The sequence below is a fragment of the Treponema lecithinolyticum ATCC 700332 genome (assembly GCA_000468055.1).
Taxonomy (GTDB): Bacteria; Spirochaetota; Spirochaetia; order Treponematales; family Treponemataceae; genus Treponema_C; species Treponema_C lecithinolyticum.
The window spans coordinates 300,717-324,276 of record KI260564.1 but is presented as its reverse complement, the minus strand read 5'-3'; the positions used below and the strand labels follow the sequence as shown (position 1 = coordinate 324,276).

Annotated in this window: 18 protein-coding genes; 12 read left to right on the top strand and 6 right to left on the bottom strand. The window is 43.5% G+C overall.

The features are described from left to right. Positions 1 to 19: 19 nt before the first annotated feature. Both HMPREF9193_RS06095 and pyrH read left to right on the top strand, forming a co-directional pair. A complete protein-coding gene (locus HMPREF9193_RS06095) occupies positions 20 to 1,648 on the top strand; it encodes a transglutaminase domain-containing protein (RefSeq protein ID WP_211227772.1) in 1,629 nt (542 codons plus the stop codon). Between the two features lie 23 nt (positions 1,649 to 1,671). Beyond that, on the top strand, positions 1,672 to 2,391 hold the full coding sequence (gene pyrH / locus HMPREF9193_RS06090) for a UMP kinase (RefSeq protein ID WP_021687211.1): 720 nt from the start codon (positions 1,672 to 1,674) through the stop codon (positions 2,389 to 2,391). Positions 2,392 to 2,393: 2 nt separating this feature from the next. Here pyrH and HMPREF9193_RS06085 read toward each other — a convergent pair whose 3' ends face one another. Then, on the bottom strand, positions 2,394 to 2,972 hold the full coding sequence (locus HMPREF9193_RS06085) for a glucosaminidase domain-containing protein (RefSeq protein ID WP_051306023.1): 579 nt from the start codon (positions 2,970 to 2,972) through the stop codon (positions 2,394 to 2,396). A 209-nt stretch (positions 2,973 to 3,181) separates the two neighbouring features. On the opposite strand from HMPREF9193_RS06085, the gene radC reads away from it, so the two are divergent. The 4 genes from radC (at position 3,182) to HMPREF9193_RS06065 (ending at position 8,908) form a co-directional block, all read left to right on the top strand. Beyond that, positions 3,182 to 3,883 carry a RadC family protein gene (gene radC, locus HMPREF9193_RS06080; RefSeq protein WP_021687209.1) on the top strand — a complete coding sequence of 234 codons (702 nt, stop codon included), beginning with the start codon at positions 3,182 to 3,184 and terminating at the stop codon, positions 3,881 to 3,883. A gap of 9 nt (positions 3,884 to 3,892) precedes the next feature. Continuing rightward, positions 3,893 to 5,611 (top strand): PEGA domain-containing protein, encoded by a 1,719-nt coding sequence (locus tag HMPREF9193_RS06075; protein WP_021687208.1) that lies wholly within the window; start codon positions 3,893 to 3,895, stop codon positions 5,609 to 5,611. Between the two features lie 17 nt (positions 5,612 to 5,628). Further along, positions 5,629 to 7,143 (top strand): cardiolipin synthase, encoded by a 1,515-nt coding sequence (gene cls, locus HMPREF9193_RS10805; RefSeq protein WP_021687207.1) that lies wholly within the window; start codon positions 5,629 to 5,631, stop codon positions 7,141 to 7,143. Positions 7,144 to 7,249: 106 nt separating this feature from the next. Further along, on the top strand, positions 7,250 to 8,908 hold the full coding sequence (locus HMPREF9193_RS06065; RefSeq protein ID WP_021687206.1) for a diphosphate--fructose-6-phosphate 1-phosphotransferase: 1,659 nt from the start codon (positions 7,250 to 7,252) through the stop codon (positions 8,906 to 8,908). 69 nt (positions 8,909 to 8,977) lie between these two features. Here HMPREF9193_RS06065 and HMPREF9193_RS06060 read toward each other — a convergent pair whose 3' ends face one another. Both HMPREF9193_RS06060 and HMPREF9193_RS06055 read right to left on the bottom strand, forming a co-directional pair. Further along, on the bottom strand, positions 8,978 to 9,937 hold the full coding sequence (locus tag HMPREF9193_RS06060) for a formylglycine-generating enzyme family protein (RefSeq protein ID WP_021687205.1): 960 nt from the start codon (positions 9,935 to 9,937) through the stop codon (positions 8,978 to 8,980). Positions 9,938 to 10,084: 147 nt separating this feature from the next. Then, positions 10,085 to 11,344, bottom strand: coding sequence for a phosphoglycerate kinase (locus HMPREF9193_RS06055; protein WP_021687204.1), 1,260 nt, complete (start codon positions 11,342 to 11,344; stop codon positions 10,085 to 10,087). 129 nt (positions 11,345 to 11,473) lie between these two features. Between HMPREF9193_RS06055 and HMPREF9193_RS06050 the strand changes: the two genes are divergently transcribed. Further along, positions 11,474 to 12,775 carry an ATP-binding protein gene (locus HMPREF9193_RS06050; protein WP_021687203.1) on the top strand — a complete coding sequence of 434 codons (1,302 nt, stop codon included), beginning with the start codon at positions 11,474 to 11,476 and terminating at the stop codon, positions 12,773 to 12,775. A gap of 58 nt (positions 12,776 to 12,833) precedes the next feature. Here the strand turns inward: HMPREF9193_RS06050 and HMPREF9193_RS06045 are convergent, their stop codons facing one another. Continuing rightward, positions 12,834 to 13,553: a glycogen-binding domain-containing protein gene (locus HMPREF9193_RS06045; protein WP_040847791.1), complete on the bottom strand. Its 720-nt coding sequence runs from the start codon at positions 13,551 to 13,553 to the stop codon at positions 12,834 to 12,836. A gap of 240 nt (positions 13,554 to 13,793) precedes the next feature. Here HMPREF9193_RS06045 and flcA point away from each other — a divergent pair, with 240 nt between their 5' ends. Continuing rightward, positions 13,794 to 17,150, top strand: coding sequence for a periplasmic flagellar collar protein FlcA (flcA, locus tag HMPREF9193_RS10800; protein WP_021687201.1), 3,357 nt, complete (start codon positions 13,794 to 13,796; stop codon positions 17,148 to 17,150). Positions 17,151 to 17,160: 10 nt separating this feature from the next. Then, entirely contained in the window at positions 17,161 to 17,790 is a 630-nt protein-coding gene (locus HMPREF9193_RS06035) for a diacylglycerol/polyprenol kinase family protein (protein ID WP_021687200.1), read from the top strand. On the opposite strand, the gene HMPREF9193_RS06030 is transcribed toward HMPREF9193_RS06035, so the two are convergent. Beyond that, positions 17,775 to 18,602 (bottom strand): hypothetical protein, encoded by an 828-nt coding sequence (locus tag HMPREF9193_RS06030; protein WP_040847675.1) that lies wholly within the window; start codon positions 18,600 to 18,602, stop codon positions 17,775 to 17,777. The two genes, HMPREF9193_RS06035 and HMPREF9193_RS06030, sit on opposite strands and share 16 nt — an antisense overlap. A gap of 94 nt (positions 18,603 to 18,696) precedes the next feature. Between HMPREF9193_RS06030 and HMPREF9193_RS06025 the strand changes: the two genes are divergently transcribed. The 3 genes from HMPREF9193_RS06025 to HMPREF9193_RS06015 all read left to right on the top strand — a co-directional run bounded on the left by HMPREF9193_RS06025 (position 18,697) and on the right by HMPREF9193_RS06015 (position 22,857). Then, positions 18,697 to 19,401 carry a DUF2259 domain-containing protein gene (locus HMPREF9193_RS06025; protein WP_021687198.1) on the top strand — a complete coding sequence of 235 codons (705 nt, stop codon included), beginning with the start codon at positions 18,697 to 18,699 and terminating at the stop codon, positions 19,399 to 19,401. Between the two features lie 120 nt (positions 19,402 to 19,521). Beyond that, positions 19,522 to 20,658, top strand: coding sequence for a lipoprotein TP_1001-related protein (locus HMPREF9193_RS06020; protein ID WP_021687196.1), 1,137 nt, complete (start codon positions 19,522 to 19,524; stop codon positions 20,656 to 20,658). A gap of 24 nt (positions 20,659 to 20,682) precedes the next feature. Continuing rightward, positions 20,683 to 22,857, top strand: coding sequence for a peptidase U32 family protein (locus HMPREF9193_RS06015; protein WP_021687195.1), 2,175 nt, complete (start codon positions 20,683 to 20,685; stop codon positions 22,855 to 22,857). Here the strand turns inward: HMPREF9193_RS06015 and HMPREF9193_RS11375 are convergent. Continuing rightward, complete coding sequence (locus HMPREF9193_RS11375) at positions 22,854 to 23,468, bottom strand: single-stranded DNA-binding protein (protein WP_021687194.1); 615 nt, start codon at positions 23,466 to 23,468, stop codon at positions 22,854 to 22,856. The genes HMPREF9193_RS06015 and HMPREF9193_RS11375 overlap by 4 nt on opposite strands. Positions 23,469 to 23,560: the final 92 nt, after the last annotated feature.

The following is a 23,560-nucleotide window of genomic DNA, read 5'->3' as shown; positions in this document are numbered from 1 at the left end:
TAAGTTCCAAAAATATCCGTTGTACAGAACGCTTTCAATCATCGTATCGGCGGCTTTTGTCGTACTGCTTTTCTTTTTTTTCTCAACACAAAAAAGCTATGCGCCTGTTTTAACCGATATAAATCCGGCTGTCGGAGAGCCGGGCGAAATTATAACTTTAACCGGTAAACACTTCGGCACAAAACAAACAAATTGTTTTGTGGAAATCGGCGGCGAACGTTTAACGGCGTCTTCGTACATATCGTGGACGGATACGGCAATTCGGGCCGTTTTACCCTACAATGTTGCCGACGGTATGGTATACGTAATTACCGAAAGCGGGCGCTCCGAAGCGCTTATATTTGCAAACCGCCAAACCACCCCCGTACCCGTTAAACACAATTCACAAACAACGATTCCTGTTATCGAAGCCGTACAAAAAAATGGAGCCGCCGTCGGCACACTTATTACCGTAACAGGAACCAATTTCGGTACTTTGCGCGGCGTTTCACAGGTTTTATTTACAGCGGCGGAATCCGATAAAAATCAAGAACGCCGGCTTATTCGCTGCTCCGAATTCGATGCCGACTATCAGTTTTGGAGCGACAACGAAGTACAAGTACGCATACCGGACGGAGCTGTCAGCGGCAATATGTATGTGCAAACGCCGCGCGGAAAAAGCGAAGGCTATGCGTACACGGTGGCAAACGGACCGGGAAGCAAAACCTACACCGATATGCGCACTTATTCGGTAAACGTATCTGCCAATGTTGCCGAAGCTGAAGCTGAAGCAAACGCTACGCTTACATTGTTTATACCACTGCCGCCGTCCACCGCTTCTCAACATTCGGTACAAATTTTAAGTTCAAAACCGGAACCGTCTCTTTGCGGCTATATGAATACGCTCGTTCATCAAGTAACGCTTAATGAAGCTTCGGGCAAAAAATTAACTTTTTCCCATGATTTTGTTATAAGCGTGTATGGGATTCAAAGCCGCATACAAAGCGCTCAAGTAAAACCTTATAGCGCCGCCGTACAAAAACTGTACACAAACTATCTAAAAGCCAATGCGCTTATCCCTGCAGACGATGAGCGTATAACGGAATTGGCAGCTTCAATCGTCAAAAAAGAAAAAAATCCGTGGCTGCAAGCTTCTTCTTTATACGAATGGCTGATAGAAAATTTGCGTATAAAAAGCGAATTGAATAAAACCGACACTCCGGCATTAAACGCTTTAAAAACAAAAAAAGCCGACGCATACGATTACGCAGTACTGTACACTGCTTTACTTCGTGCAGTAGGAATTCCTGCGGTTATAAACGGCGGTATTTTAGTAGATTCGGATATGAAAAGCCGCAACCACTGGTGGTGCGATTTTTACATTGAAGGGATCGGCTGGATACCGGCAGACCCCGCACTGGGCGCAGGGCTTTCGTACAAAGCGTTCCAAAAACAGGAAAATCCTGCACAATTTTATTTCGGTAATTTGGATGCACAACACATTACTTTTTCGCGCGGTTGGAACAATATCAAACCGGCTCACATAAACGGAAAAAAAGTATACCGCCCCAAATCCTATGCATTGCAATCGATTTGGGAAGAAGCGACGGCAGGAACCGTTAAATACAGTTCGTATTGGCAAGACGCCGTCGTTGCAGGCATCTATTAACCGAAAAAAGCAAGGAGGCAGCTATGGTTAAAGTATTATCGGTAGGCGGTTCGATTATCTGTCCGGGAGAACCCGACACGGCTTTTTTAACGGCATTCAGCGCTATGATCCGCTCGTGGCTCGATGAAAACGCAGAGCGAAAACTTATCCTTGTGGCAGGCGGCGGAGGCCCCGCACGCATATACCAAAAAGCATACCGCGACGTTTGTTCAATTGCAAGTGCAGGTTCGCACACGACAGCTCTTTCTTTGTACAATGCCGACGAAGCCGATTGGCTTGGAATCACTGCAACAAAAATGAATGCACAGCTTTTAAAAGCTATCTTTTCGGGATTGTGCACTCAAGAAGTTATAAACGATCCGACAGCTTCGATTGAATTTAGCGGACGCATATTGGTTGCTTCTGGATGGAAACCCGGATTTTCCACCGACACGGATGCCGTTTATTTAGCCGAGCGTTTCGGCGCAAAAACAATAATAAACCTTTCAAATATAGAAAAGATTTACACGGACGACCCCAAAACCAATCCGAACGCACAGCCTTTGGACAGTATCGGCTGGAGCGATTTTCGAAAAATGGTCGGAGACGAATGGGTACCCGGTAAAAACTGCCCGTTTGATCCGGTAGCCAGCAAACGTGCCGAACAAGACGGCATTTCCGTTATTTGCGCAGGCGGTAAAGACATAAACAATATCCTTGCCGTTTTAAACGAACAAAATTTTGTAGGTACCGTAATAAGTTAAAATTAAAACGCCGCCATGCGTTCCAAAATACCGGCAAGTTTATTGCCGTATGAAGGGTCTGCCGCCCATGTACCGGATAAAAGGTATACGCTCGGTGCTTTACCTTTGGGGGTAACCCATTTATAGCGCGGATCGACCGGCGGCATAACAAGCGCTTCAGTACTGCCGTACGCTTTTAAATGCTGAACGTGAGCACGCACTCCTTCGCTTTCGCTTTCAAAACGGCAGCCGCGCTCGTTTTCGTCTATTGCGCCCAAACCGCAAAAATTATACATATCTTCGCTCACCAAACCGCCGAAACGCAAAAAGCCCGTTTCCAAACACATTTGGGCAAACGCAATGTCCGAATTAATCCCTTCCAAAGCGCATTCTTGTATATATAAATTCGCCAAGCGGCGCACTTTGTCTTTATCGGCAAAGTCCACTTCGTTTAAAAAAAATGCAGTTAAAGAAGCGCTCGTCTTTATTCCCTTGTCCGCAATAATAACCGACGGATACGCTGCGCGTCCCCTAAACGAAGCGCAAGAAAAAAACAAAGCGGAAAAACACAAACTTGCAAAAACTGCGGCACACAGCCGCATACTTATGCCGAATGCCGGTAAAGGAAAGACTGTTTGATGCACGCTTCGGTTATACACGCTTGCAGCGGCACTTAAAACACTACGGGGTTTATATAAAAACAAGGTTTTCATTGCTGTACCATACTTTTTATTAAAAAAAATTGCAATATGCGCAATAAAATTCAAAAAAAAACTTACTCGTGCGACATTAATATAGTAAGGAGGCATTTATGGGTGAATACACGTATTCTTTATCTAAAATAGCAAGTGAAAACGAAAAAAAGCCGCAAGCTAGAGAACGTATGCTTTCTTACGGTATAACATCGTTGAGCACGCTGGAATTAATGATGATTTTATTAGGCAGCGGAAGTGCGGGCGCTCCGGTACGAAAGCTTGCCGGCACCGTACTGCATACCGTTAAAACCGCCGATGCGGAAAATCTGTTAGACAAACTTTTAAACATACGCGGCATCGGCGAAGGAAAAGCGTGCCTTATCGCCGCCGCGCTGGAACTGGGCAAAAGACTTCATTCATCAAAGGGTATAAAAATATACGGTCCTGCCGACGTACTGCCTCTTATCCGCCATTATACCCTCGAAAAACAAGAACACTTTTTGTGCATTTCACTAAATGGAGCTCAAGAAGTAATGAATATACGCACGGTAAGCGTCGGCATTCTTAACCGGACGCTTATTCACCCGCGTGAAGTATTTGCCGAACCTTTAAAAGAGCGCGCGGCGGCGGTTATTTTGTCTCACAACCACCCGTCGGGAAACAGCGCCCCGTCCGACAACGACATCGATATAACCAAGCGTTTGTTTAAAGCGGCAAACATATTGGGCATACACGTGTTGGACCATATTATCGTAACACCGGCAGATTATTTTAGTTTTATGGAAAACGGACTGGTTTTTCAAAGACAAATAGAGTAATATGTTTGTATGAAAAAAAGCCGGTGCATATCGATTATCCGTTTAATTTTATATTTTTTTGTGCCGCTCGTTTTAACCGTGCTTAGCACCTTATCCCCCGCAAATTTGAGCGCACAAGAACAAACAGAATCCGCTCAACAAAGCAAAGGCACACAAGCGGTGCTGTACGTGCGCTCAAGCGTTGCAGGCACAAACGTTTACGTAAACGGCGTATACAAAGGTTTTGCACCTTTAACGCTTGAAAATATGGTACCGGGAATATACAGCGTCCGGCTTGAAAAAAAAGGCTGGTATACAAAAACATATGAATGCAGTTTAAATGCTGCAAGCACATATACCATTTATGCACAAATGCAGCGCATTACCGGAAGCGTTTTTATCAGTGCCGATCAAGAAAACGTTTTACTGTACTTTGACGGGGAGCTGCTGACGGCTCAAAAAAACAAAGCGTATACGCTCAAACAAAACGGTAAAACCGAATTTGTTATTCTTGAAGCGCCAGAAGGCTACCACAGCGTAGAAGCTAAAAAATTCGGCTGGGAAAGTGCAAGCACCTCGGTATACGTGTTTCCCGAAACGGCAGTACAAACCGAACTGCATTTACCAAAAGCTCAATTCGACATTACCTCCTTTTCTTGCGCCGCTGCAAGCTTTAATCCGCACAATCCGGGAGCATTGGGCGTGTGCCGCATGAACTTTTCCGTTTCCGCACCGGGAAGCGGCGTTTTGAAAATACAAAACGATAACGGCACTACGGTATACCGGCAGCCTTTGGGAAACTTTACCGATTGGGAACAAAGCTGCACATGGAACGGTACGGACAATAACGGCGTGCTTTTGCAAGACGGTACATACCGCGCGCACATAGAAGGCACACCCGATGAGCATTGGGAAAAAGCAAACGAAAGCGGTACGCCTGATAAGCCGGCTGTGTCCAATGCGTACAATGTGCCCGATGAGCCGGATGCATCCGATACGCCGTATGTATCGCACACGTTAAACATAGAAATCGACCGGTCGATCTTTTACCCGTTGGCGCCGATAAGCGCAGGCGGCGTATCATCGGGTTTGGTTGCAAGCCCGCGCATTATGCCCGAAAACACCCTTGTTTCTTTTGCAAGCGGCGCTGCATCTTTTTCCGTACCGGACGGCTTTAAAGCCGCTCCTTTTTTTATCGGGATTGCAACAACACCCAAAACATGGCTTGAAACATCGTGCCGCTTTGGGGTTGAAGTACAAGAAAAAAAAACACTTCCCTTTACGGTAAACTTAAGCGTAAAAGCAGCCGGACGGCGGCACAACCAGTATTACGGCGGTATACTGCGTTACGGGTACGTATCAGAGCGGCATTCAAGCGTGTTTAATGAAGCCGGACTTGCCGCAGGAGGTATTGCCGGCATACGGCTCGGTTCGTTTTTTATAAACTTATCGCAAGAAATAGTGTTCGGAAGCGAACAAGGTATATTGTTTCCTTTTGAAGGCTGTCTTAAAACGGGAGCTGCAGCATCGTTTCAAAAAAGTTTTGTTTCCGTTCATTTGTGGACGGCATATTTTTCGCCGTTTAATGCACAAAGTATCCGCGCCTTAGGCAGTATACATTGCGGTACGGATATTGTCTTTTTACTGCCGCGCTCTATTGTTGCACCGATAATTTCATCGGCTTATGCATACGGCGAAAACAGAACGCACGATATCAGTGTCCGCATAGGAGCGGCGCTGTTTCAATAAAAAACGGTTAAAAAGATATGGAAAATTTTTGGTCGGTGTTCATCGGTATTTTAACTATTATAAACTACACGTTTATCGTTTTTGTTTTATTTTTTGAAAAACGGGATTCGGGCAGACGCTTTGCATGGATACTGACATTCAGCTTTTTGCCCGGTATCGGCATTGTACTGTACTTTTTATTCAGCGGTCATTTTTTTACAAAAACCCGCAAAATGGGAATTGCAAAAAAATATATAAAAGACGAAACTGCACAGCTTATGCAAGCACAACAAAGTTTTTTTGCTTCGCAATCCGGTACTTTGCCTAATACCGTTATGAACGAATACAGCTCCCTTATACATTTAAACCTTGTATACGGAAACAGCCCGGTTACCTTTGCCGAAACGGCACAACTTTTTACATCAGGAAAAGAAAAATTTACAGCGCTGTTCCGCGATATAGAAAGAGCGACAACTTTTATATACTTACAATACTTTATTATACATAACGATCAAACAGGTCAAAAACTTTTGGACTTATTGTGCAAAAAAGCGCAAGAGGGTCTTGAAATACGGCTTTTGTACGATGATATGGGTTCTTTTACCACGCCGCGCTCTTTTTTTTCACAGCTCGATAAAGCAGGCGGTATGAGCTTACCGTTTTTTGCAATAAAAACGGGCAGTCCTTGGTCGCTCAATTTCCGCAATCACCGTAAAATCGTCGTTATAGACGGAACAATAGCATACACCGGCGGTTTTAATATCGGCGACGAATATGCAGACTTGGGCAAAGTACATTGGCGCGATACTCACTTACGCTTAACGGGAAGCTGCGTTCTTTCGCTTTTAAGTTCATTTGTCATCGATTGGTATGCGGTGGCAAGCGGTAAAAAAAAGTTTTCCGTAAAGTCCTGGCCATCTCCTTCGGTTATGCAAAAGAAAATCAATTCGGCAAACGCACACATATTAAAAGAACTTAAAACGGATGTTCCCTCTGCACTGTCGCGCATTCCAACGCAAGTAATATCTTCAGGACCGGATAACCTTGCACAAACGGAAATAAAAGATGCAATGATACGCATGATTATGAGCGCAAAAAAAAGTATTTTTATTCAAACACCCTATTTTACCCCCGACGCGGCATTTTTTTCAGCCGTAAAAATAGCTGCCAATTCGGGAATAGATGTACGCATTATGGTACCCGGCGAATGGGATAAATTTTATGTACGGGCGGCGGCTTTTGCCTTTATGCGCGAAATGCTTCCGTTCGGCGTGCGTTTTTACCGATATCCCGGTTTTATTCACGCTAAAGCCATCATTATAGACGATAAGATTTTAACCATAGGTTCGTGCAATATAGATTGCCGCAGTTTTGAACTGCACTACGAAACCAATGTTGTTTTTTACGATGAGTTTTTTACACAAAAATATGCGTATCTTTTTGCCGAAGACCAGCAAAAGTGCAGCGAATACAAACTTTCGTGGTTTAACGAACAATCGATAATCCAGCGCGCATGGTGGAGTTTTTGCCGTTTGTTTTCGCCGTTTATGTAATCATGCCTTTTCAAAACACGGCACTGTCAATCGGCTAAATCGTGCGCCCTTGAGTTTTATGTTTTGTTTCGATACAATATAAAAATAACTTATTCCGGGAGAATATATGAACACTATTTCCGCTTTACAAAACGCACGCTATGCGTATAAACCGAAATTACCTGCCGCACTCAGCGGTAAAGTAGACAAAGTGACTTTAAGCTTCGGTAAAAAAACTGAAGCCGTTTCCGATAAAACGGAATTAAAAAAACTGTTTGCACACACGTACGGCAAACCGCTTGCTAAAGTACAAAAAGGCAGCAACGCCAATGCGCTAAAAAAAATAAAAGCAGGCGTTATTTTGTCGGGCGGGCAAGCCCCCGGCGGACACAACGTTATTTGCGGTTTGTACGACGCTTTAAAAAAAGGCAATGAAAAATCCGTACTGCTCGGCTTTTTGGGCGGACCGTCCGGTTTAATGGAAAATAAATTTGTTAAATTCAGTGACAAAATGATTGACCAATACCGGAACACCGGCGGCTTTGATATTATCGGATCGGGCAGAACCAAAATAGAAACGGATGAACAATACGCGGCGGCTGCAAAAACAGCAAAAGAAAACAAATTGGATGCACTGGTTATTATCGGAGGAGATGATTCAAACACCAATGCCGCGCTTTTAGCAGAATACTTTGTCGCACACGGTATTGCAACGCAAGTTATCGGAGTGCCTAAAACCATAGACGGCGATTTAAAAAACGACCTTATCGAAACCAGCTTCGGATTCGACACCGCATGCAAAACCTATTCGGAACTTATCGGAAACATCGGACGCGATGCCGATTCGGCAAAAAAATACTGGCACTTTATAAAACTGATGGGACGCTCAGCAAGCCACATAGCACTTGAATGCGCATTGCAAACCCAGCCGAATATTTGTTTAATTTCCGAAGAAGTGGAAGCTAAAAAAATGACGGTAAAGCGCATCACCGAAGACATCTGCCGCATTATTGCCAAACGGGCACAAAACGGCGAAAACTTCGGTTTAGTGCTTATTCCCGAAGGCTTAGTTGAATTTATTCCGGAAATGAAAACGCTTATCGCCGAATTAAACGATAAAATGGCGCTTAAACAAAATGAATTTAACGCTTTGAAAAATTTCAGTCAAAAAAAAGAATGGCTTAAAGCCAATTTGTCAAAACAATCGTTTGCCGCATTCGACGCACTGCCTGAACCCATTGCCGACCAGTTTTTAGCCGACCGCGACCCGCACGGAAACGTACAAGTAAGCAGAATCGACACGGAAAAACTTTTAGCTTTATCGGTCGGCAAACGCCTTGCAGAAATGAAAAAAGAAGGTACATATTGCGGTAAATTCAGTTCATACACACACTTTTTCGGCTATGAAGGACGCTGCGCATTCCCCTCGAATTTTGACGCGGATTATTGTTATGCCTTAGGCTACAACGCTTTTATTTTAATTGCCGGCGGTTTGACCGGATATCTTTCTTCCGTGCGCAATTTGGTAAAAAGCGCAAAAGACTGGACGGCAGGCGGCGTTCCGCTTACCATGATGATGAACATGGAAAGGCGGCACGGCAGCAAAAAACCGGTTATAAAAAAAGCTTTGGTTGAATTAAACGGTAAGCCATTCAAAAAGTTCGCTTTGCAGCGCGAAAAATGGGCTATAGAAACAAGTTATACTTTCCCCGGCGCCATTCAATATTTCGGACCGTCGGAAATATGCGATCAGCCGTCAAAAACGCTGATATTGGAACAAAAATAACCGAGGTACAGACAAAAACAAGCGGCAGCTGCAAACTCATCGTTTACAGCTGCCGCAATTTTACTTACTTTAAGGTCTGCACACGATACGCAAACCACATTGCTGAGAAGCGCTTGTCGAATCTCTTCTTAAAACGGCTTCTATATCTTGTACTGTATCTGCATAACATCCCCCGCGGCGAACCCTACCTTGCCCGGGACTTTGACTGGTAGGACCGGTAGGATCATCTGCAGGAGACATCAATATGGGATCTCCATACCAATCCCAGCACCACTCCGCAACGTTTCCGCACATATCGTATAAACCGAAAACATTAGCTTTTTTGTTGTGTTTCACTTCGTGCGTTTTGGCGTCCGAATTAGTGACAAACCATGCATAAAGCTCCGCCTGCGAGGGGTCGTTTGTTCCTGCCCATTTATGTCGAGCGCTTCCGCCTATAGCAGCCCATTCCCACTCAGCTTCCGTCGGCAAGCGAAAGCCTTTTTTGCTCAGATTCTGCGTTACGTTTGAGCCGCTTATCGTGTACACTGCGTGCTCGCCGCCCAATACTTTTTCGGTAAGTTTATTGCAAAATTTCACCGCATCAAGCCAAGTCATTTTTTCTACCGGACGTTTTTTTTGATTTTCTCCGGCTGCCTCACCGTTTTGAAACTGGCTCGGATTAGTTCCCATAACAAGCTGCCACAGCTCTTGAGTTACTTCCGTTTCGCCTATCAAATATGCCGTAAGATTCACGTTGTGCGGCATATTATCAGTGTGCCCGCTGTTTCCCAAAGCACCGCCGTGAACGGCTGCAATGGATTTCATTATAAAACGTACCGTAGTGCTACCAGCGCTTAACATATATTCTTTATCGCCGGGAAATAAAGGCTGCCCGCCCGTTCCGTTGTTCTGCGTTCCCGCATTCGGGCACGCACTTATAAGAAGCACCGTTAATACTAAAACTGCACATAAGGCAAAGATTTTGAGCAAAGCCAAGTGTTTTGCCGATGAGTTTTGTTTTAAAGTCATGTTTGTGTAATTTTTCATGCAGGTGTTCTCCTTAATCAAAAGTATCTTTACTATCTTTAGTATATTATATTTTATACAGTCTTGTTATCCGCTATCCTTTCGGTACTTGCAGCGCACGCTCATGTGCTAAAAAGCAGGAGTCAAGTTAAAATCCTAAGCCAAAACTTATTTTGTTTCCAAAACGGCGATACCCGGAAGCGTTTTTCCTTCAAGGAATTCGAGCGAAGCGCCGCCGCCGGTAGAAACATGGCTCATCTTTGAAGCAAGGTTAAATTTGTTAACCGCAGCTACCGAATCGCCGCCGCCGACTACACTGACAGCTCCTTTTTCCGTGGCTTGCGCAACCAGCTGCGCAACTTCGCCGGTTCCTTTGGCAAAGTTTTCAAATTCGAATACACCGACCGGACCGTTCCACACAATCGATTTTGAATTAAGAATAATATCTTTATACAATGCAAGTGTTTTGGGACCCACATCCATTCCCATCAAGTTGTCGGCGATATCGACTCCGTTTACGGGAACGGCGGCGGCTTGTGCACTGAAAGTTTCTGCACACACGTGATCGAGCGGCAGCACAATTTTAACATTTTTTTGTTCGGCTGCTTGTAACAATTTTTTTGCCGTATCGATAAAATCGTCTTCAACGAGCGATTTTCCGACGCTGTGCCCTTGCGCTTTTAAAAACGTATATGCCATGCCTCCGCCGATAATCAATGCAGAAGCATTTTTTAAAAGACTTTCCAACACGGCAATTTTAGACGATACTTTTGCTCCGCCGATGATTGCAGTCATAGGCTTAGGCGGATTTGTTACCATCGGTTCAAGGTATTTTACTTCTTTTTCCATTAAAAACCCGCCGACTTTAACTTTTACAAATTCGGCAATCGTCGCCGTCGACGCATGAGCACGGTGAGCGGTTCCGAATGCATCGTTTACGTAAATATCGCCGTAAGAAGCAAGTTCCTTTGCCATCGTTTTTTGTTCTTCCATATCTTTGGAAGTTTCTCCTGCTTCAAAGCGCGTATTCTCCAACATCATTATGCCGCCTACGGGCAATGCATCTACTGCATTTTTTTGACCGAGACACGAGGGCGCAAAGGCAACCGGCTTATTCAGCATTTTTGCCAAATATTCACAAACCGGTTTCATGCGGTTTTTGCCGTTAATAAAAGCTTCTTTATCAAAAGGCAAGCCGTCTTTTGCAGCTTTTTCTTCCGCTTTTTTTACGTCCTTTTTAGGATCTCCCAAATGACTCATTAAAACAAGCGATTTCGGATTTTGTTCCAAAATATAGTTTATTGTAGGAAGCGCTGCTCGGATACGAGTATCGTCTTGAACGACGCCGTTTTTCATAGGAACGTTAAAGTCAACCCGCATAACAATGCGTTTGCCGGCTAAATCGACATCTTTTACGGTTTTTATCATAGGAAAACCCTCCGAAAATCAAAAAATATGGCTTTTTAAGCCTCTTTATGGTTAAAAATCTATCAATAATATGATAAAATGTAAAGACCCGTGTTCACTTAATGAGTGATTTTATAACAAGGAGCATATATGAAAAAAATTCTTGCTGCAACTACCCACAGCGAAATCGAACAAGCGGTAAAAGAAGCATGTACAAAGTATGCCGCTTATTTTGACTTTACCGTTTGCAGCGAAACCGATGAAATCATTAAATGTATCGACTTTGAGTTGCCTGAAATAAAAGTTATCGATTTTACATCGGATGCGCGCATGGACTGTAAAAAATTGCTGGACACAATAAGCTCAGATCCGTGGCTGCACAACGGAGGAATTATCGCAATTGCTTCCGATATGAATCATGTAAAAGAAATAGAAGAACAAAAAAATTCAAATATTTTAATTGTGCAAACAAAAGAACAATTTACGGCAAATTTTACCCGCCTTTTGCGCATTTTGTGGCAAAACCAGCAGTTTTTATTCAGCCGCGGTATGCAAGGACAGCTCGGCGCAAGCGAAAAAGGTTCTTTTGTATGCGCTAACGATCCTATGGATATACAAGTATACACCAGCTTTTTAGTTAACTATTTATACGGTTCAAACCGCATAGATACGGAAACCCGCTACAAGCTGCAAACGGTATTAACGGAAATGCTTTTTAATGCATTGGAACACGGCAATTGCGGAATAAGTTTTCAAGATAAAACGGAATGGCTGGAGCAAGGGAAAAACATCGTTACACTGATTCGGCAAAAAGCCCGCTTGGGCGAAAACGAAAAAAAGCGTATTTATATTTCATATACGCTCGACACACAGCACGCTGAATTTGTTATACGCGACGACGGCGAAGGCTTTGATTGGCGCTCAAGGGTAAACCGTACGGTAGCTCCGGACACCCACGGAATGGGAATAGGTTTATCCGAAAGTTTAATAAACAAATTGACATACAACGACAAAGGCAATGAAGTGCGCTTTAGTATAGATACCGTACAAAATACCGCAAACACGGTTCCGCTTATTATATCACCGTATGAAACGCTGAACTATACGGATAAACAAATAGTATGTATGCAAAATGAACGCACAAACGATTTATTTTTTATTGTATCGGGACGCTACGGTGTGTATGCCGACCGCAAATTGGTTTCCGTACTGACGCCGAACGATATGTTTATAGGCGAAATGTCTTTTTTACTCAACGATAAGCGAAGCGCAACCGTTATGAGTGCAGGAAACGGTCAATTGATAAAAATTCCTAAAGGAGCCTTTTTAAACCTGATCCGTAAAAATCCGCACTACGGCATATTTTTGTCAAAATTGCTCGCACAAAGACTGTACATACAAACACAAAAAACGATGGCACTCGACAAAAAGCTTAAAGAACAAAGCGAATAAAACGGCGGACAAACTCAAGCGTAAACACGCGTACTTACGCCGCAAACAGCTGCTTAACTTAACGTACCGTTATAACCGAAGCGGCGCGCCCGTCCGCAGTATACACTTTTTCTGGATTGGTTTTATCCGTAAACGCGCTCATACCGCGGTAATATGAATAGTAATATTTGCCTTTAGGAAGCGGTAATTCCAAACGGTACAAACCCGGTTTTATTTCTTGCAGTTCGTAAATAAAAGAATCCCAATTGGTAAAGCTGCCGCCCACACGTATTGTTTGCCCGGAATCTCCTTCGTACACAAAGCGGACAATATTTCCGTCAAGCGCTTCACTTTTGTTTTCCGTTTTTGAGCTTAACAAGATTTGCGATACGGGTAAACCGGACGAATCGTCAAAACGCATATCGGGGTTTACCGGATCTGCAGTCCACAGCCCGTCAACAACTAAACGGTAGTCTATACTAAAAAGGTGTTCGGGTATTTTAAAAATATAAAATAATACCTGCGTTTTTGTATCATCATCTATACCGCCTTTTACCAATCGTTTAAAAGAATGAATTGTTTTGTACTGTTCGTGTTCAAATGCAATACCGGTGTAACGGGCGCTGCCGTCCGCCGTAAATACAATATAATCGCCTACAACACGCGGTTTTTCGGCAGTTTTTATTTTTGCCATAATCGCATCCAGCACTGCTTGGTTGTCGGCAAACATACCTCTTTCCAGTGCTGCCAGCGGAAAAATAAAAAAAACACACAGACATGATAAAAGAAAACGTTTCATATCTTTTTGAATATCGGCATTTCGAAAAAAAGGTTTAATTATCCTATCCGTTATGTGTATTTTTACCAAATAAGTTTTAAACCGTAGGGAACAAACTTTTTAAATTGTTTATCTCCTCCACAAACCTTTTTTAAAGACTGCATAAAAAAAACCGATTATATATAAAAGGAGGGGAAAAATCGTCAATTTATCCTGATGCCTCTTGTTATTACGATTATTGTAGGATAAAATCAAAGAACAATGCCCGGAATAGATCAGCTTAAGCAATTTAGTGAAGATATTACTCGTATCGGTAATGAAGCGGTTGTGCGCCAACGCAAAGGCACTACCATGCCCGAAGTCGCTATGCCCGCTAATATTCCAAGCGATGACGATTCATACGATTTTGAATTCGGGCTGCCCGCCGATAAAGATGCTCAAAACGAAGCATCAAACAATGCCGCAAAAAACAACCAAAGCGGTTTAGATTCTTCAAATGAAAGCGATGAAAGCACTACTCTGCCCGGTCAAATTCCCATCCCTTCATTCGACGATCTCGACCCCGAAATTGCAGCTCTTTTAGGTGCTGAAAACGAAAAAACTGCAGATATAGCGGATATATCGTCAAACACATCGCCGGATACAGCGTCCGATATGCCGGAAATGGATGACTTTAACGATATATTTAATACATCCGAACAAATGTTTGATTTATCGCCGGATTTTGAATCGGATATGTTTTCAGAAGAAGAGGATATGCCTCTTTCGCAAGATACCGACTCGGCACCGGATGCCGAAGCTTTAACAGAAAACGAAAAAACTCCGGCAGCGGCAAACACTCAAAGTCAAACAACACCCCTTTCCCCTGATGCCGGCGAAAACGAAGCGGCAAGCATAACTTCGGTACAAAACGACGACAAAACACCAAATGTCTTGCAAGATATGTCCATGGATATGCCGGACATAGACGAAAGCGATATAAGCGCGGATGACATCTTACATATAGCCCAAACGGATACGGATGCCGTACCGGAGAATACAGCACCAGTTGATGCCTTACCGGACGACATTGCACCGGACGATACTGCAAACACAGCCGAAGCGGATACAGATGCGGCAAGCGGACAAAAAGAAACTGCCGATTTTAAAGCGGGAAACGACACGCTGCAAGAACTTGACGATTTTTCGGATAGTACAAACGGTTCGGAAGGTTTTGATCTAAGCAGCGATTTTTCGGATGAATCGGCTGAAAAAAATACAGCTGCCTCTTTATCGGCGGACATTGCAGAAGCCGAAAAAGACTTCGACTTGGACACGGATTTAGCGGCTTTTACCGCCGGCACAGAAGAAAGTTCCGAGCAAACGGCAAAAGAGAACGGCGGTGATAACGCACAAGGCGGAAGCGCCGCTGATATCGGCGAATCCATAACGAATGCACCTTTCGACATGCCGCCTCCTGAAATTCCGAACAATGCCGACGAAGCTTTGCAGGATTTTAACCTCGACTCTTTTGAAATTCCCGGATTTTCCGATACAACCGCTTCTTCAGCTGACAAAGCGTTCGCAGCTTTTAAGAAAAAAAGTGCCGGTGAAAGCGACAGCGACCGTACGCATCTTACAGATAACGAATACAAACTTTTTATAAAAAATCTAAAAGCTTATCCGCTTAACTTGCGCATTGCATTGGAAGAGCTGATTGTAAAAAACGAATTTACCGACCCTGCTGTAATGGAACTTTTGTTTAAAGTTGTAAAAAAAGTTCCCGCACGCCAGCTTGCCGGTTATTTGGAAAAAATGTTCGACATTTCCGTAAGCGTACCGCTTAACTACGAACGCAGAACGGCAGAACAATACGAAATTTACAAAACATCTTTAGAATACAATTTAAAAAACCGCATTATTCCGGGAGCTATAGCGGCTGTTGTGCTCGGAGGTTTTTTATACATACTTTCTTATTTAAGTTATACCTTTATATACCGACCGGTAAAAGCCGAGGTTTTGTATAAAACCGGGTACAATCTTATAGACCAAGATTTGTATGTACAATCCGAAGAAAAGTTTAACGAAGCGCTCACTTACAAAGTAAAAAAGCGGTGGTTTTTTAAATATGCGCGTGCTTACCGGGCAAAACGGCAATACGAGCGTTCAAGCATTATGTACGAACAACTGATAAAACGCTTTAACTTCGACAAAGCCGGCGGTTTGGAATATGCGCGTATGGTTATGGAAGACTTAGCCGATTACGAAAAAGCCGTGCGCATTACCCGCCGCATGGTACTCGATTACCACATCAACGACAAAGACGCATTGTTGCTTTTAGGCGATATTTATTTGGAATGGGCAAGCAATACGGACGATGAAGCGGAAAAAGCGGCTTTATTTGAACAAGGGCGCTTGCAATACGCTACGCTTATCAATTTTCACAATGTAAAAGACTTATATTTGGCGCGCATGCTGCGTTATTTTATCCGCACCGATAATTTACGCGAAGTACTCACGCTAAAAACACATTTTATTTCGAAAAAAAAGACAACATTGGAAAGCGCCGATTTAATAGAACTGGGCGAATACTTGTTTGAAAAACAATACGGCTATCTTCCCCCGGCAGATGAATATTTGCGCTCTTATATCGACAACGTAAAAAATATACTCGAAATGGGCATAAAATCAGACCCGTCTGTTCCGGAAGGCTATTACAATTTAGCCCGTTATTTAATCCGTACCGGAAACGCCGACCAAGCAAAACAAACTTTAGCAAACGCCCTTGCCGTATTTGCCGCTGCAAAAAAACAAACGCATGCAAGAACTTTAAAATATATAAACACCCACCGGCTTTTGGGTGAACAGTATGTTAATACCCGCGATTATCTTTTGGCTGAAAAATACTACGCCGACGGCATAGCTTTATTTGAACGTGAACGCGAATATACCGGTTTAACCGGCAATAAAAACATAGGTATGCTGTACAGCGATATAGGAGACATCGATTATTTTATTTCAGGCGATATTGAAAACGCCGAACGCAATTATAAACGCGCCGTCGAAAATCAATACGATACGCCATCCATACGCTACCGTATCGGCTTTGTACAATACAGCAATAAAAACTATTCGGAAGCGCTGGGCTCGTTTATAAAAACGGCGTCGGAAGACGCTTCAAACCGTAATTTATTGCTGGCTTTGGGGAATGTGCTTTCAATCCGCGGAGACGATGCGGCGGCGCGCGGCTATTACGAGCGGCTGGTACATATTCTCGATGCGGATAAACAGCGTTTTGAAATAGTGCTGCCGCAAATGCGGGAAGACCACCGCACTTTAGTCGAATTGTATTTAAAAGCGTCAAACAATTTGGGCGTAACGCTTTCGAGATTGGCTTTGCAAACCGGAAACAGCGCCCTGCAAGCACAAGCCGTCTCCCATTTTGCAGAATCGGTGCGCGCGTGGGATGCGCTTACCCGCAACCAAAAAACAATGGTGCGCCTTGAAGGAAGCAATTTAGCTGCACAAAACATAAAATATGTAAGTTATTCCGACCCCGTATATGAGCCTGCAATTTATGCAGCCATTCCCAGCGTTTTATACGGAGAAACGGAATTAAAACAATTCGCTTTTGAATAACGGTACGCTTATGTGCATTTTCCGATTAAAACAAAAATCCGGTACACTTATACGCAAGCATATCAACGATATAATAAAAGAATTGTTTAGAAAATCCATACACCTATGCGCAGCGCTCGTTCCGTTTTTGCTGTCAATTGCGCGCATTCCCGTACTGTGCGCGCTTTGTGCGGTACTGGGTGTATACTGCATTGCCGAATTTTTGCGCACCAAAGGAATAAGCGTTCCCTTAATTTCAAAAATAACCGAAACTGCCGCACGCACACGCGATCAAAACCGTTTTGTCCTCGGTCCGGTAACCCTGGCGCTCGGCGTGCTGATCAGTTCTTTATGCTTTAACAGCGCAAGCGCTGCGATAGGAATTTACGCGCTCGCATTCGGCGACGGTTTGGCAAGCCTTGCAGGCAAACTATTCGGCATAACGCATATTCCGCACACCGACGGTAAAACCGTTATCGGAAGCCTTACGTGTTTTACGGCAATATTTTTATCTTCATGGGCGGTCAGCAGCAGCACTTTTACAGCTTTTGTACTCGCGCTTGCAGGCATGAGTATTGAATTATTGCCCTTGCACGACTTCGATAATCTGATCATTCCGGTTGCATTGGCAGCCGTCGCACAATTTTACTTCCACATATAATAACTGCGCAGATTTTTAAAAAAGTATACTGCCGAAATACTCATCAACAGCGTACCGGCTATAAAAGCGGCAAAAGTTTTGCAGGGTAAAAGCAATAAATAGCCGGCACACAACAGCAAAAAATCTATTGACGCTTGCCGGTAAGCAAAAGACTCTTTACTTTTTGACGAAAAAAACAAAGCTAAAAACGTACACAGCATAAATACTATACGGATAACGGCAAACAGCGAAGCATAACCGAAAGTAACAATCATATAGGGTTTAAAAGCGGTTGTGTTCAGCGGCATCCAAATCGAAAAAATAACGGAAATAACAAGTATAACGCCGAAATACTTATCCGAGTTCCGGTCGTCGCCTCTAACGGCAAGAATGCCTTGCGTAATAACTGCCAGCATAATTTGAATTTGACCGAAAAAAACAGCTTTGCCTATAAAACGCACAAAATTGCAATACCCTGCCTGTAAGCCGAAAAGAGGTATGCATACTCTAAACGATTCGGTAAAAAAACCGATAAGCACTGCATAAAAATAAAGCGCTTCGGTACTTTGCGTTTTTTCAAAGTTAAAATATAAAGTAAAACCTGCAGCCGGCACAAAAAACAAAAAAACCGCAAGCGAAAAAAAAGCTGCCGGATAATTGGGAAAAACAAAAAACGTAAAAAAAGAGTTCATCGACGGAAGAGCTAAAAAAAAGTCGGTATTTACCGTTGCACGCGTTAAAGTCGATACGGTTAAAACAATAAAATAAACCGAACAAATGGCAGCTACGGTCGAAAAAGCTAACAGTGTTCTATTTCTTGTATACAATGTCATATAGTACCAGCATACCCGTATAACAAATTTATGTAAAGCCGTATATTTAAAAAACCGATATATACAGTATGGATTTCTATTCGGAGAGGGATATATGGTAAAACGAATTATGCTAGCGGCTGTATGCGTTTTTTTATGCGCTTTTGTGAACGCAGGAGACGCAGCAGCTTTTGTCGATTTGGGATTTTCAAAAGACGGTCGTGTATACATGTTTGCCCAGCACGGAAGTACCGATAAATTGTGGCAAGGCTTTGCTGAAATTTACAGCGTAGATATCGAAAAAAACGATTACATACATTCAGGCTGTTTTAAAACATCGGCGTCGGCTCAAACTGAAGGCATAAACGGAAGTACCGTATACGAAAAATTGTTTGAAAAAAATAAAGTATACATACGCGCCGTTTCTCCCGAACCTGCCGATTTAAAACATACGTTATACATTAAAAACCTAAACAAAGAACCGCTTGAAGAAATCGTTTTTACCGACTTTGAAGGTTCTACCGAAGAAAACCCCGTGTTTTTTCATATCCGCCTTATTCCGTGGTTTTCAGGAAAAACGGCATCTTCAAAATCATCGTTTTTTATCAGCGTTGAGCGCAAAGACAAAAACGGTACGCTGCTTTCCAAACACGTCGCCGGAAACCCGGATATAAAACGTACCGGAGTTACCGATTATACGATAGAAAAAATTATGCGCTCTCCGGACAATAAAAGTCTTATTTTTGCCGTAGAAAAAAAATTAACTTCTTCTACCGGCGTTTCGGTACGCTATATGACCGAAGCGCTGCGCTTAAAATAAGCACGGCATAAAAACGGTACACGAGAACAAGCGCCTAAAACGTACGCACGTTTGGGCGCTTTTTTTTACAAAAATTAAATAAAACCAGCGTCCGTGCGCTAATAAGATATAGGAGGAATTATGAAACAGATTCAAAAACAACGCTTTATTTCAATTCTTGCCTATGTGTTGCCGGTTGCACTGTGTCTTATATCGAGCGGTGCATCGTGCCGTATTGAAAACGGACGCTTTACCCTGCATGTGGAAGCTCAAACGCCGCCGGAACTTGAACGCTTTGTGCCTACCGGAAGTCAAACAGCGTCTTTGTGTTTTTCGCGCGAAATCACATTTACCGAATTGGAATGCCGAAAAGCCGAAAAAAATCCGTCTAACGAAACGATTCTTGCAGAAGTTAGCAAAACATCCGAAAAAGACGGCGAAGGAAATAACAGTGAAAAAAAAGCATGCTATACGCTGAACTTTGCACAAGCTTTGAGCGCGGGACAAGCATACGTTTTAAACGGTGCGGTTAAAGACGGCGGCGGCAATACGCTGACGTTCAGCATTGATTTTATCGGGTATAACGAGCACGTTCCGCATGCGGTTTTTTCAGAAGCCGGTCCCGTTCACGCCAATTCAAAAGATGCCAAAAAAGCCAAAGCCGAATTCGTAGAACTTTATATACTTGAAGACGGCAACATAGGCGGCATGGTTATTCAAAGCGCATACGACGGAACATCTGCCGACTTTGTACTGCCTGCAGTGCAAGTAAAAAAAGGCGATTACATAAGCGCCCATATGCGCATATTCGGAGAAACGGCGGTAAGCGAAACGGGAAACGACCTTACCCTTTCGACTACGATTTATTCAAACCCCAAAAGCCGCGACTTATGGGCGGAAAAAGCGGAACGCAGTAAAACAAAATTGGGAGCCGACGATGTGTTATTGCTGTTAGACCGTCCCGACGGCAATATTTTGGATGCCCTTTTATACTGCCGCAGCGAAAAAACCTCATGGGCAAAACCGCTGATGAACGCTTATGCACAGCACGCTTTTAAAAGCGGCGTATGGCAAAACGGATTTTCGCCCAAAGAAGCGGTATGCTCGGACGGCATTACAGCGGTTAAAACGCTCAGCCGTACCAATATCGATTCTATTGCGCGTTCTTTTAACCAAAACAAAACGGTACCCGCTTCAGCAGCCGAAGATTGGAAAGTGCTGAGCGGTAAAGGAAAAGAAAAAGCTTCTCCGGGAAGCAAAAACCGCTTTAACGAATAAGCATAATTTGATATAATAAATCTTATGCCTGAATTACTTTGCCCTGCGGGCAACCCTGAAGCACTTGATGCGGCTATAGGTGAAGGAGCCGACGCCGTTTATTTGGGACTTAAAAGTTTTAACGCCCGTATGCGTTCGTCGAATTTTGCATGGAATCAATTTGAAGCTGCCGTAGAAGCGGTACACAAGCGCGGAAAAAAAATATATGTAACGGTAAACACCGTAATCGAAGAAAACGAAACGGAAAAACTGTACCGTTTTTTACAATATTTGCAGGATGTAGGCGCCGACGCGCTGATTGTGCAGGATTTCGGCGTTATCCGCATGGTGCAGGAATTTTTTCCGCGCTTAACTTTACACGCTTCAACTCAAATGAACATAGCAAGCCCGGCAGCGGTAAACCTTTTAAGTAAAGAAGGAATCAAACGCGTAGTGCTCGCACGAGAATTAAGCTTTAAAGAAATATGTGCAATAAAACACAACTGCGTTTCTCAACTGGAAGTGTTTGTGCACGGTGCGTTGTGCGTAAGCGAATCCGGTTTATGCCTTTTTTCAAGCTATTTGGGCGGAAAATCGGCAAACCGCGGTATGTGCACGCAAGCGTGCAGACGCTATTACGAAGCCGAATATGCGGGTAATATTAAAAAACACGGCTATTATTTTTCGCCGCACGACCTTCAGCTTATAGACCGCATTCCCGATTTGGTAACGGCGGGAGTGGATTCTTTTAAAATCGAAGGGCGTATGAAAAGCGCCGAATACGTAGGCTGCGTAACGGCAGCGTACCGCTATGTATTGGACAATTGGCAAAAAGACAAAAAAGGCGCGCTTGAAACCGGAAAACGCATGCTTGCATCCGATTTTGCCCGCTCCAAAACCCGTTATTTTTTTGACGGCGTTAAAGGAAGCGATTTTTTAAATCCCGATCAAGCCGGCGGAACGGGCATTTACATGGGAAAAATTGAAGCGGTAAAACAAAATTACGCTTTGCTTAAAGGCGGTTTTTATACTCCCGACATAGGAGATTCAATCAGACTGCACAAAAAAGATGATTCCGGACGGGTAAGCCATAAAATACGTGATATAAAAACGCAAACGGAACCGGTAACAAACGCAAAAAGCAGCACACAAAATACGCAAGAGTGTTGGATAGACATACCCGACGGTTTTTCAAAAGGAGATTCGGTTTATTTATTGCAAACAAAGTCCATGTCCAAACGCTATAAACACGTATTGCCGGCAGATTTAACCCCCTTCCGCCGCCGCGTTTCGGATGCAAAGCTTCCCGTACTCGACTTAACACCGGTGCATAAAACATCTTTGTCTCATTTTCCGGCAGGTTTGTATATACAAGTAAGCACGCTTTCAGATGCTTACGTCGGTGCAACCGAAAACCCCGTACGCATTATAATCGAATTAAACAGCGAAACGCGGCGCTCCCTTATCGAAAAAGAAGAAAAACCGCCTTGTTCAAAAAAACAATTTTTTATTTCCTTAGACCCCTTTTGCCCTGCCGACACCGAAACCGTTTTGGAAAAAGACATAGAACGTTTAAGCGCTCTCGGTTACACCCAGTGGGTAGTTAACAATCCGGCACATATCGGTTTGTTAAAAAACAAAAACGTATCGCTTATCGCAGGCCCGTATTTATACACCTTTAATCGTTGGGCGGTTTCGTGGCTCGAAAACCAAAACATAGACTGTTTTACTATGAGTTACGAAACTTCGTTAAAAAACTTGGAAAACATCTTTGAAAATACTTTGCGAAGCCGCGTATTGATATGCATATTTGCCTACCCCGCCCTGTTCCGTATGCGTTTTCAATTACCGCAATCTTACGATTTTTCGTGGTTTAACGACAAAGAAGGCATAAGTTTCCGCGCGCTTTCCACACCTGATGGATCCTTTGTTATGCCGGAAAAACCTTTTTCCATTATCGACCGCATAAACGCTCTTAAACAAGCGGGTTTTTCGCGGTTTTTATTGGATATGTCAAAAACGCAGCTGCGCCGCGCCGATTTAAAAGCGCTTATGCGCTGTTTACACAAAGCTGATGCCTTACCCGATACCGAGCGCTTTAATTGGAAAGAAGGATTTTATACAAGCGAAACAAAAAGACTGAAAGACAAAGCGCATACGGTCGACACCGCTTTTAAAAAAAAGCGCGCGCGCTTTGCCCCGCGCTCACAAAAAACTTAAGCTTTAGCTTGCCTTTTTTCGGTTTTACCCGAACCGCAGCCGTTTTTTTGTGAAGTTTGTGCTTTTGTGCCGGCTGATGCCGAAGCTTCGTTTTCTATCAAGCTTGGATAAAAGCCGCTACCACTCTCATCGGCTACAAATGCCGCTTGAGCTTCGTCGGTATCGGCAAAGCATTCGCCGGCACCGTTTTCGCTGCCGTTTGCGCCGCTTTTTACGTTTTCTGCTACACTACCGTCATCAAAGCCGCCGTCGCTCTGAGACTGCGTATCATCCGTACTTTTTTTAAACACCGGTTTAAATTCCACATGTTCGGCTACAACGGATACTTTGGAATGATTTTTACCTTCAAGATCCGTCCAACGGCTTTGTTTTAAGCGCCCGACAACGCGCAAACCGCGCCCCTTTGTACCGTTTTTTACGCATACGTCGGCAAGCTTTGCCCATGCATCCACATCAAAAAACGAAATTTCTTTTTCATAACCTTCGTCCTGTTTGTATGTACGCATACACATAAGCGAAAACGTACACACAGGTGTTCCTTTCGGTGTAGTACGCAAAACGGGCTCTTGTACGATATTACCTTCAAGAATAATAGAATTAAGCGAATTCATAATAAACCTCCGTTATTTTTATTCGACCGTACACACATATATATTGTCGAACGATGAACAAAAAAACGGAATTTTTTGAAAAATTCTTTTAA

Coding starts and splice junctions, on each gene's coding strand:
- pyrH (WP_021687211.1), top strand. CDS start 1,672: ATGGTTAAAGTATTATCGGTAGGCGGTTCGATTATCTGTCCGGGAGAA.
- HMPREF9193_RS06085 (WP_051306023.1), bottom strand. CDS start 2,972: ATGCGGCTGTGTGCCGCAGTTTTTGCAAGTTTGTGTTTTTCCGCTTTG.
- radC (WP_021687209.1), top strand. CDS start 3,182: ATGGGTGAATACACGTATTCTTTATCTAAAATAGCAAGTGAAAACGAA.
- HMPREF9193_RS06075 (WP_021687208.1), top strand. CDS start 3,893: ATGAAAAAAAGCCGGTGCATATCGATTATCCGTTTAATTTTATATTTT.
- cls (WP_021687207.1), top strand. CDS start 5,629: ATGGAAAATTTTTGGTCGGTGTTCATCGGTATTTTAACTATTATAAAC.
- HMPREF9193_RS06065 (WP_021687206.1), top strand. CDS start 7,250: ATGAACACTATTTCCGCTTTACAAAACGCACGCTATGCGTATAAACCG.
- HMPREF9193_RS06060 (WP_021687205.1), bottom strand. CDS start 9,937: ATGAAAAATTACACAAACATGACTTTAAAACAAAACTCATCGGCAAAA.
- HMPREF9193_RS06055 (WP_021687204.1), bottom strand. CDS start 11,344: ATGATAAAAACCGTAAAAGATGTCGATTTAGCCGGCAAACGCATTGTT.
- HMPREF9193_RS06050 (WP_021687203.1), top strand. CDS start 11,474: ATGAAAAAAATTCTTGCTGCAACTACCCACAGCGAAATCGAACAAGCG.
- HMPREF9193_RS06045 (WP_040847791.1), bottom strand. CDS start 13,553: ATGAAACGTTTTCTTTTATCATGTCTGTGTGTTTTTTTTATTTTTCCG.
- flcA (WP_021687201.1), top strand. CDS start 13,794: ATGCCCGGAATAGATCAGCTTAAGCAATTTAGTGAAGATATTACTCGT.
- HMPREF9193_RS06035 (WP_021687200.1), top strand. CDS start 17,161: ATGTGCATTTTCCGATTAAAACAAAAATCCGGTACACTTATACGCAAG.
- HMPREF9193_RS06030 (WP_040847675.1), bottom strand. CDS start 18,602: ATGACATTGTATACAAGAAATAGAACACTGTTAGCTTTTTCGACCGTA.
- HMPREF9193_RS06025 (WP_021687198.1), top strand. CDS start 18,697: ATGGTAAAACGAATTATGCTAGCGGCTGTATGCGTTTTTTTATGCGCT.
- HMPREF9193_RS06020 (WP_021687196.1), top strand. CDS start 19,522: ATGAAACAGATTCAAAAACAACGCTTTATTTCAATTCTTGCCTATGTG.
- HMPREF9193_RS06015 (WP_021687195.1), top strand. CDS start 20,683: ATGCCTGAATTACTTTGCCCTGCGGGCAACCCTGAAGCACTTGATGCG.
- HMPREF9193_RS11375 (WP_021687194.1), bottom strand. CDS start 23,468: ATGAATTCGCTTAATTCTATTATTCTTGAAGGTAATATCGTACAAGAG.